Genomic DNA, 7,034 nt, shown 5'->3' on the forward strand with positions numbered 1-7,034 from the left:
GTGCGCGGGGTCCGGGCGGGCCTCGCCGGGGCGGGCGGCAACTGCCCCTTCAGCGGTCCCCACTCGTTGGGGTCGGGCACGCCCGGCGGCAGCATCTGGCGGCGCTTGGGGCCGCCGTGCGCTGCTCCCGCCGCAGGCTCCCCCGGCTCCTTGGCGCCCGGCCACGCCTTCGCCACACGCGCCGCCAGCACGAAGTCCTTGCGCAGCGGATGCCCCTCGAAACCCTCGGGCAGCAGCAGCGGCACCAGGTGCGGGTGGCCGGTGAAGTCGACACCGAACATCTCGTGCGTCTCGCGCTCGTGCCAGGCGGCGCCCGCGTAGACGCCGACGGCGGTCGGCAGGGCCGGGGCCTCGTGCGGGACGGTCGTACGGATCATCAGGCGCCGAACGGAGCCGACCGCGGGGGCCACCACGTGGGCGCAGACCCGGAACCCGGTGCCGCCTTCGTCGACGGCGCTGAGCCAGTCGAAGAAGGTGCAGCCGAGGGTGTCCCGGGCGGCCCGCAGGGCGTCGGTCCAGGAGGCGGCGGGGACGTCGACGGTCAGCAGGCCGTACGCCTCCTCCGCCGTGGCCTCGGCGCCGAAGACCTCGGCGACGGCGTCCGGCTCGGGGAGCCGGTCGAAGGGCGTGGTCACTTCGCGGCCTCCCCGGGCGGCGGCGGGGCCTGGACCAGGCCGCTGCGCAGCGCTGCGGTGGACGCGGGCGGGGTGCCCCCGTCGCCGTAGCGCTCGCCGAGCGACTCGCGGGCGATCTTCTCCTGGAGCTTGAGGATGCCCTGGAGCAGCGCCTCGGGCCGCGGCGGGCAGCCGGGCACGTAGACGTCGACGGGGATGATCTGGTCGACGCCCTTGGTCACGGAGTACGAGTCCCAGTAGGGGCCGCCGCAGTTGGAGCAGGCGCCGAAGGAGATGACGTACTTCGGCTCGGGCATCTGCTCGTACAGGCGCTTCACGGCCGGGGCCATCTTGTCGGTGACGGTGCCCGAGACGATCATGAGGTCGGCCTGGCGCGGGCCGGGCGCGAAGGGGATCACGCCGAGCCGGATGAAGTCGTGCCGGGCCATGGACGCGGCGATGAACTCGATGGCGCAGCAGGCGAGCCCGAAGTTGAAGACCCACAGGCTGTAGCGGCGGCCCCAGTTCAGGACCACCTTCATCGGCTCGGGTGCCAGCCGCGCGAGCGTACCGAGGCGGCGCGGCTCCGGCAGGTACTCGGGAGTGCTCACATCGGTCACATCGGTCACGTCCATTCCAGGACGCCCTTCTTCCAGGCGTAGAGCAGACCGACGGCGAGGAAGCCGAGGAAGACGAACATCTCGACCAGCGTGGTGCCGCCGTACCCCTCGGCGGCGAACACCGTCGCCCAGGGGAAGAGGAAGATCGCGTCGACCGCGAAGACGACGTACAGGAAGGAGTAGACGTAGTAGCGGATCTGGGTGTGCGCCCAGCCCTCGCCGACGGGGTCGACGCCGCACTCGTACGTGAGCATCTTCTCCTGCGTCGGCACGACGGGCCGCAGCAGGCGACCGGCCCCGAAGGCCACGGTCACGAAGAGCACCCCGAGCACCGCGACCAGTCCGACGACCGAGTAGCCGTGGAAGTAGTCCACGTCCGTCCGCCCCTCGTTTCTCGTCGTAAGCGCGTTGTCCAGCGATCCCGGTGGATCTTTAGACGATCTGTACGAACGGAGTCTAGGCCCTGCCTCCCGGAGCGGAACCACCCGTCCTGACCGGTGGTACGGATAACCCCACCTTTTCCTGGCAGGCGCACCCCATGGCGGTGCCCGCCCGGTCCCCGGCAGGCTTGGCGTCATGACCATCAACTCCCAGCGCGGGGAAGCCGCCCCGCTGCCGCCGGCGCGCTTCGCCTTCGACGCCGTGACGTGGAAGGAGATCGCGTATCTCCTGGCGAACCTGCCCGTGGACCTCGTGGGCTTCGTCTACGTCGCCGTCGTGCTCTACCTCGGCATCGGGCTGTCGGTGACCGTGGTCGGCCTGCCGCTGCTGGCGCTGGGACTGGCCGGGTGCCGGCTGCTGGGGCGGCTGGAGCGGATACGGGCGCGCGGCATGCTCGGGGTGGCCGTGGACGAGCCCCGGTCGCTGCGTCCCGGGCGGATGGGGTTCTTCCCCTGGCTGTGGACCTCGCTGAAGGACCCCGTGGGGTGGCGGCACGCGCTGTACTTCTTCATCCGGCTGCCGTGGGGGATCGCGACCTTCACCGTCGCCTTGACCTCGCTCTTCGTGGCGTGGCCCGTGCTGCCGTTCATCGCCCGGGGGCTGGCCAACGCGGACCGCGCGATGGTCCGCGGCCTGCTGTCGCCCTCCGACGAGCTGGAGCGGCGGATCGCCGAGCTGGAGTCGGACCGCGGCACGGTGGTGGACACCGCCGCCGCCGACCTGCGCCGCATCGAGCGCGACCTGCACGACGGGGCCCAGGCCCGGCTCGTGGCGCTCGCCATGGACCTGGGCCTGGCCAAGGAGAAGCTGCAGGAGGACCCGGAGGCGGCGGCGAGGATGGTCGGCGACGCCCACGGCGAGGTGAAGCTGGCCCTCCAGGAGCTGCGCGACCTGGCCCGCGGCATCCACCCGGCCGTCCTCACCGACCGCGGCCTGGACGCCGCCCTGTCCTCGGTGGCCGCCCGGTGCACGGTGCCGGTGCAGGTCCAGGTGGACCTGGCGGGCCGGCCGGCGCCGGCGATCGAGGGCATCGCGTACTTCACCGTCTCCGAGCTGCTGCAGAACATCAGCAAGCACAGCGGGGCGCGCCGGGCCGTCGTCGAGCTGTGGCGCTCGGACGGCCGGCTGATGATCCAGGTCCGCGACGACGGGCGGGGCGGGGCGAGCGCGTCGGACGGCGGCGGGCTGGGCGGTCTGGCCGAACGGCTGGACGCGGTGGACGGCCTGCTGGTGATCGACTCCCCGGCCGGCGGCCCGACGACGGTGACGGCCGAGCTGCCCTGGCGCGACCGGGGCTGAGCCGCGTGCGGGAAGGCCGGTGCCCTCCAGCGAGGGCACCGGCCTGCCGTGCTTGCGTCAGGCGGCGAGTTCCGCCTCCTGCGCCGGGGTGGTGGAGGGCTCGGGCCTGCTGTCGCGCATGACCAGGGCAGCCAGCAGGGCGGCGGCGAGGACGCCGATCGCGCTGATGGTGAAGGTGGCCGACATCGAGGCGGTGAACGCCTCCCGGGCCGCGCGGACCATCCCGCTGTCGCCCTGGGCGACGGCCAGCGCGCCGGCGATGGAGTGCCTCGCCTCCTCGGGGGTGCCGGCGGGCATCTGGCGGGCGAAGCCGCTCGCCAGCAGCGAGCCGAGGATCGCGATGCCGAGCGCGGTACCGGCCTGCTGGATGGTGTCGTTCAGGGCGGAGCCGACCCCCGCCTTCTCCGGGGGGATGGTGGCCATGAGGGCGCCGACGGCGGCCGGCATCGCCAGGCCCGCGCCGAGGCCGAGCAGGCCGAGGGCGGCCGCCGGGACGGCGAAGCCGGTGCCGGCCGAGACGGTGGTCAGCAGCGCAAAGGAGGAGGCCATGACGAGCATGCCGCCAAGGATCAGCAGGCGGTTGCCGATCCGCGCGGCGAACGTGGTGCCCAGGACGTTGCCGGCCAGCGCGGCGACGGCCAGCGGCACGAAGGCGACACCCGCCTTGACCGGCGAGTAGCCCAGCACGAACTGCAGGTACTGGGTGAGCACCAGCAGCAGGCCGCCGTTGCCGATCTGGACCAGGGTCAGCGAGAGCGAGCCGCCGCTGAAGTTGCGGTGCCGGAACAGGACCAGGGGGACCATCGGCGCGGAGGTGACGTTCTCCCAGACCACGAAGGCGCCGAGGGCGAGGACGGCGACGGCCAGGGTGATCCCGGAGCGGCCGCCGAAGGCGCCGTGCTGCGGGAGCTCGATGATCCACCAGACCAGGGCGGTCATGCCGGCCGCGGACAGCACCGCGCCGAGCGGGTCGGGCTTGCTCCACGGGCCCTTGGACTCCGGCATGAGGGTGACGCCGGCGGCGACGGCGAGCGCGACCACCGGGACGTTGATCAGGAAGATCGCGTGCCAGGAGAAGTGGTCGATCAGCACGCCGCCGAGCACCGGGCTGCCGACCAGGCCGAGCATCGACACCGAGCTCCACGCCGCCATGGCCCTGCCGCGCTCCTCCTCGTCGAAGACGGTGATGAGGATCGACAGCGTCGAGGGCATGATCAGCGCGCCGCCGACGCCCATCGCGACCCGTACGGCGATGACCTCTCCGGGGCTGGTGCAGAAGGTGGCCGCCAGGGAGGCCGCCCCGAAGAGCAGCAGCCCGACGAGCATCACCTTCCGGCGCCCGAACCGGTCCCCGAGGCTTCCCGAAGCCAGCAGGAGACCGGCGAAGACCAGGATGTAGGAGTCGAGGATCCACTGCGTGTCCTGGGCGCTCGCGCCGATGTCCCCGGTCATCGCGGGCACCGCCACGGTCAGCGCCATGCTGTCGACCACCAGCACCAGCGAGCTGAGGCACAGCACGATCAGGATCCACCAGCGGCGGGGGTTGCGGGTCTCCATGGGGCGTCCTTTCGGGCATCGGCTCCGATGCGTACACCGTTCCTTCGGTGCGAACACTGTACGCACAGCGGAACGGTGTGCGCAACACTCGCTCCTGTACGCTGAATGCGAACGCCGTACGCAGCAATCCGCCCGCACCCCGGTACCCCAAGGAGCGCCATGGCCGCCAGGACGAAGCCGAGCCCGATCCCGTCCGTGTGGGCCCGGCAGCAGCGCGAGGCCGACCAGCCCGCGCTCAGCCGCGGCGCGATCGTCCGCGAGGCGATCGCCATGCTGGACGCCGAGGGCGTCGAGGCCCTCAGCATGCGCAAGCTGGGGGCCCGACTGAACGCCGGCGCGACCTCCCTCTACCGGCACGTCGCGACCAAGGACGAGCTGATGGAGCTGGCCGTCGACGAGGTCGCCGCCGAGATCGCCGTCCCCGCCGCCGGCGGGGCGGACTGGCGCGCCGCGGTCACCGAGGCCGCCGGGTCCTTCCGCGCGACGGCGCTGCGCCACCCGTGGCTGTCCTCGGTCCTGGGCCAGGCGGGCCTCGCCTACCTCGGCCCCAACCTCATGTCGTACTCCGAGCGGCTGGCCGCCCTGTTCGCCGCCGCCGGCTTCCCCGAGCCGAGCCGGGCGATCGACACCCTCCTGAGCTACGTGATCGGCATGAGCACCACGGAAGCCGCCTGGCTCACCACGGTCGCCCGCTCCGGCGAGACCGAGGCCGGCTTCATCGCCCGTCTCATGCCCGCCGCCCAGGCCGCCGCGGCCCCCCACGACCACCTGTCCGGCTCCTACGCCGACCCCACGGCCGCCCTCGAGGACCCGGTCGCGCTGCGCGAGGCCAAGTTCGCCTACGGCCTGGACGTCGTCCTCGACGGGCTGGCGCTGCGGCTCCCCCGCTGACACCGCCCGGGTCCCGGCCGCCGCACCGCGGGGGTGGGGTTTTCCCCAGGTCCAAGACGCCGATCCGCACCATGGGCGCGAGGGCCCCGCAGGACGAGGCTGGAGGCATCACCAGCGGACGCAGAGGTACGACGAAGAGGACGGACGTGACCATGGCATACGGTTTCCCGGAGCCGCGCGAGCACCGGCTGCCCGCGGCGCTGCGCGCGCCGATCGAGGCCCGCACCTGGCGCGAGTTCCTGTATCTCCTGCTGAACCTGCCGATGGGCATCATCGGCTTCGTCTTCACGGTGACGATGCTGTCGCTGGGGGCGGGCCTGCTGGTCACCTTCCTCGGACTGCCCGTCCTCGCCGTGATGCTGGCCGGGTGCCGGGGGCTCGGCGTCGTGGAGCGCGAGCGGGCCCGCCAGTGCCTGCGCATCGACGTGGCCGCGCCGGAACCGCTGCGCCGGCGGCCGGGCCAGGGCTTCATGTCGTGGCTCGGCGGCCAGCTGACCAGCGGCGCCTCCTGGCGGCACATCCTGTACTTCTTCGTGCACTTCCCGTGGGGCGTGTTCACCTTCTCCGTGGCCATCTCCTTCTTCACCTACGGCTGGGGGCTCCTCACGTACCCGCTGTGGCAGTGGGTGTTCCCGGCCTACACCGACCAGCCCGGGCTCCAGCTGTACGGGGACGGCAACGGCAACGGCTGGTGGCTGGACTCGCCGTTCGAGGTGGCCATGACCTCCGTGCTGGGGCTGCTGCTGGTCCTGGCCACCCCCTGGCTGATCCGGGGCATGGCGTACGTCGACCGGGGCCTGGTCGCCGGGCTGCTGGGGCCCTCGCGGCTGGCCAGCCGCGTCACGGAACTGGAGTCGGACCGCGGCACGGTGGTGGACACCGCCGCCGCCGACCTGCGCCGCATCGAGCGCGACCTGCACGACGGGGCCCAGGCCCGGCTCGTCGCGCTCGCCATGGACCTGGGCCTGGCCAAGGAGAAGCTGCAGGAGGATCCGAAGGCGGCCGCCACCATGGTCGAGGAGGCGCACGGCGAGGTGAAGCTGGCCCTCCAGGAGCTGCGCGACCTGGCCCGCGGCATCCACCCGGCCGTCCTCACCGACCGCGGCCTGGACGCCGCCCTGTCCTCCCTCGCGGCGCGCTGCACCGTGCCGGTGCAGGTGAGCGTGGACCTGCCGGGGCGGCCGGTGCCGGCGATCGAGGGCATCGCGTACTTCACCGTCTCCGAACTGCTGCAGAACATCAGCAAGCACAGCGGCGCCTCGCGCGCCACGGTCGACCTGTGGCGCTCCGGGGACCGGCTGATGATCCACGTCGTCGACAACGGGCGCGGCGGCGCCTCCACGGCGCGCGGCTCCGGCCTGGCCGGGCTCGCCGAGCGGCTGGGGGCGGTGGACGGCGTCCTCGCGGTGGACTCCCCCGCCGGCGGCCCGACCACCGTCGCGGCCGAGCTGCCCTGGCGGACCTGACCCCGCGGGGGACAGCCGGGCAGCTCGGCCGCAGGAGCCGGAAGCGCCGGGAGAACCGCAAGAACCGCAAGAACCAGTAGGACCGGGAAGACCGGAAGAACCGAGAGGACGCTGACCGCGCCCCCGTCCGTCCCTCCCCCGCACTC

Annotated in this window: 7 protein-coding genes; 3 read left to right on the top strand and 4 right to left on the bottom strand. The window is 73.0% G+C overall.

What is annotated here, in order from left to right; all coding sequences use genetic code 11:
* The 3 genes from PV341_RS42455 to PV341_RS42465 form a co-directional block, all read right to left on the bottom strand.
* The coding region (locus PV341_RS42455; protein WP_500360657.1) for an NADH-quinone oxidoreductase subunit C at nt 1-635 on the bottom strand (635 nt) is incomplete at its 3' end.
* On the bottom strand, nt 632-1,249 hold the full coding sequence (locus PV341_RS42460; protein WP_499513360.1) for an NADH-quinone oxidoreductase subunit B: 618 nt from the start codon (nt 1,247-1,249) through the stop codon (nt 632-634). The genes PV341_RS42455 and PV341_RS42460, both read right to left, overlap by 4 nt.
* Entirely contained in the window at nt 1,240-1,608 is a 369-nt protein-coding gene (locus PV341_RS42465) for an NADH-quinone oxidoreductase subunit A (protein WP_326572910.1), read from the bottom strand. Before PV341_RS42465 ends, PV341_RS42460 begins: the two co-directional genes overlap by 10 nt.
* A 202-nt stretch (nt 1,609-1,810) precedes the next feature.
* Here PV341_RS42465 and PV341_RS42470 point away from each other — a divergent pair, with 202 nt between their 5' ends.
* On the top strand, nt 1,811-2,974 hold the full coding sequence (locus PV341_RS42470; RefSeq protein ID WP_499513358.1) for a sensor histidine kinase: 1,164 nt from the start codon (nt 1,811-1,813) through the stop codon (nt 2,972-2,974).
* 57 nt (nt 2,975-3,031) lie between these two features.
* Here PV341_RS42470 and PV341_RS42475 read toward each other — a convergent pair whose 3' ends face one another.
* The gene (locus tag PV341_RS42475; protein ID WP_500329533.1) at nt 3,032-4,531 is read right to left on the bottom strand and encodes an MFS transporter; all 1,500 of its coding nucleotides are present in this window, start codon (nt 4,529-4,531) and stop codon (nt 3,032-3,034) included.
* Nucleotides 4,532-4,690: 159 nt separating this feature from the next.
* Between PV341_RS42475 and PV341_RS42480 the strand changes: the two genes are divergently transcribed.
* Both PV341_RS42480 and PV341_RS42485 read left to right on the top strand, forming a co-directional pair.
* Nucleotides 4,691-5,422: a TetR/AcrR family transcriptional regulator gene (locus PV341_RS42480; protein WP_500329532.1), complete on the top strand. Its 732-nt coding sequence runs from the start codon at nt 4,691-4,693 to the stop codon at nt 5,420-5,422.
* Nucleotides 5,423-5,574: 152 nt separating this feature from the next.
* Nucleotides 5,575-6,888 carry a sensor histidine kinase gene (locus PV341_RS42485; RefSeq protein ID WP_499516914.1) on the top strand — a complete coding sequence of 438 codons (1,314 nt, stop codon included), beginning with the start codon at nt 5,575-5,577 and terminating at the stop codon, nt 6,886-6,888.
* Nucleotides 6,889-7,034 lie beyond the last annotated feature (146 nt).

This window comes from Streptomyces sp. PA03-1a, assembly GCF_033792805.1.
Lineage (GTDB): Bacteria > Actinomycetota > Actinomycetes > Streptomycetales > Streptomycetaceae > Actinacidiphila.